Below are 2249 nucleotides of genomic sequence, written 5' to 3'. Positions count from 1 at the left end.
GAACAAGGTGCTGGTCACATGGCCGATGGTTACGCCCGTGTGGCTGGCCAAGTGGGTGTAGCGGTGACAACTAGTGGACCGGGAGCGACAAATATTGTCACTGCGGTGGCGACAGCGCAGATGGATTCGGTGCCTCTAGTCGTCATTTCGGGCCAGGTTACGACATCTGGTATTGGGAAAGACGCCTTTCAGGAAACCGACGTTGTCTCTTTAATGACGCCAATCACGAAATATGCCTATCAAGTTGAAGATGCTAAAGATATTCCACGTATCATCAAAGAAGCTTTCTACTTAGCGAATTCCGGCCGTAAAGGACCTGTCTTAGTGGATATTCCGAAAGATATCGGCGTGCAGGAAGTAGCTTTAGAAGATATTGATGATAGCTTCGATTTACCAGGTTACAACATGGATCATGAGGTAGACTTGGGAGCGGTAGCTGCGATTAAGGAAGCTTTGCTTCAAGCTGAAAAACCTTTGTTGTTAGTAGGGAACGGTGTGGTGAAATCTGAAGCCCACCAAGAACTACGCGACTTTGCTCATCAGTACAATATCCCGGTAACCCATACCCTACTAGGGATTGGCTTACTTGCTAGTGATGACCCCCTAAACTTAGGGTTAGCAGGGATGCACGGAACGTATGCAGCCAATATGGCCTTGATGGAGACAGATTGTCTCTTAAATATTGGTAGCCGTTTCGACGACCGGGTGGCTTCTAATCCTGACAATTTTGCGCCGGATGCCAAGATTATCCATGTGGATATTGATCTAGCGGAGATTGGCAAGATTATGGAACCAGATATTGCCTTACTGGCAGATGCTAAAACGGCTTTGGGTGCACTTTTACAAGGAGCTATCGCGGGCTGGTCTGATAAGACGGACTGGTTGGCTCACCAAGCGGCTAACCAAGCCTTACATCCTACTCGGGTGCCTGAGATGACAGACGCGATTCGACCACAAGCGGTACTGGATTACTTAGGGAAGGCGACGGATGGTCAGGCCTATATCGTGACCGACGTTGGCCAACACCAAATGTGGGCTGCCCAGTATTATCCTTACCAATTCCCTGGCCAAAACTTAACGTCAGGTGGACTGGGTACTATGGGATACGGGGTGCCGGCAACGATTGGGGCGGCATTTGCGGCGGATGAGAAACATCCTGTTGTAGGGATCATCGGTGACGGAGGATTCCAAATGACCAACCAGGAATTGAATATCATCCAACATTATGGCATTCAACCGAAATTTATTATTTTAAATAATACGGTGCTTGGGATGGTGCATCAGTGGCAACATGCTTTCTATTCAGACCGTTATTCACATTCTGAATTTGGATCGAGCTTGCCAGACTTCGTGAAGTTGTCGGAAGCTTTAGGCGTGAAGGCGGCTAAGGTAACGGACCCAGCGGATATGCAGGCGGCGGTAGATGAGATGTTGGCTTATGACGGGGCTTATGTATTAGAAGTCTTGATTGATAAGTACGAACGGGTTACCCCGATGGTGCCATCTGGTAAGGCAAATAATGAAATGGAGGGCTTGTCATGATCTTTCAATTTATCCGATTAAAAGTAGTGAATAGGCCTGGTGTTTTAAACCGTGTGACACAAGTTGTCCTTAAACCGCGTTATAACATTGACACTTTAACCCTAGCAGGGACGGACGATCCGGCGATTTCCTATATTACGATAGGGATTAATTTCCAAGATTTGGAAGCGGCGACTCTTTTGACCAGACAATTATTGAAGCAAGTGGATGTGGTGAGTGCAACACTGTTAGACCCATCTGAGCTTGGCTAGGATAGCTATTTTTCAAAGAATTGACACAAGAAAACTCGACAGCACATATATGGAGGCAAAAAATATGGCAAAAGTATACTACGAAAAAGATATGACCAGTAATGCATTATCAGGTAAACAAATCGCTGTAGTCGGCTATGGTTCACAAGGACATGCGCATGCGCAAAACTTACGAGATAATGGCCAAAATGTCATTATCGGTATCCGTGAAGGTAGCTCTGCAAACCGTGCACGTAACGATGGATTTGATGTATATTCAGTTGCCGAAGCGACGAAAAAAGCGGATATCATCATGATTTTATTACCAGATGAAATTCAAAAAGATACTTACGCCAATGAAATTGCGCCGAACTTAGAAGCAGGAAATGCTTTAGCCTTCGCCCATGGTTTCAACATCCACTTCAAAAACATCCAACCAGATCCTTCAATTGATGTGTTCATGGTTGCGCCTAAGGG

At 46.1% G+C, this 2249-nt stretch carries 3 protein-coding genes; all 3 read left to right on the top strand.

Translation table 11 applies throughout. The features are described from left to right. Window positions 1-1542 (top strand): biosynthetic-type acetolactate synthase large subunit (gene ilvB, locus ACRCJ0_RS12305; protein ID WP_431390605.1); only part of this gene is annotated, 1542 nt, incomplete at its 5' end. Then, on the top strand, window positions 1539-1793 hold the full coding sequence (locus ACRCJ0_RS12300; RefSeq protein WP_016898098.1) for an ACT domain-containing protein: 255 nt from the start codon (window positions 1539-1541) through the stop codon (window positions 1791-1793). The genes ilvB and ACRCJ0_RS12300, both read left to right, overlap by 4 nt. A gap of 64 nt (window positions 1794-1857) precedes the next feature. After that, window positions 1858-2249 (top strand): NAD(P)-dependent oxidoreductase (locus tag ACRCJ0_RS12295; RefSeq protein ID WP_431390604.1); only part of this gene is annotated, 392 nt, incomplete at its 3' end.

The sequence above is a fragment of the Aerococcus sp. L_32 genome (assembly GCF_050689315.1).
The sequence above is the reverse complement of the archived record's forward strand: the minus strand, read 5'-3'. Positions and strand labels throughout refer to the sequence as shown.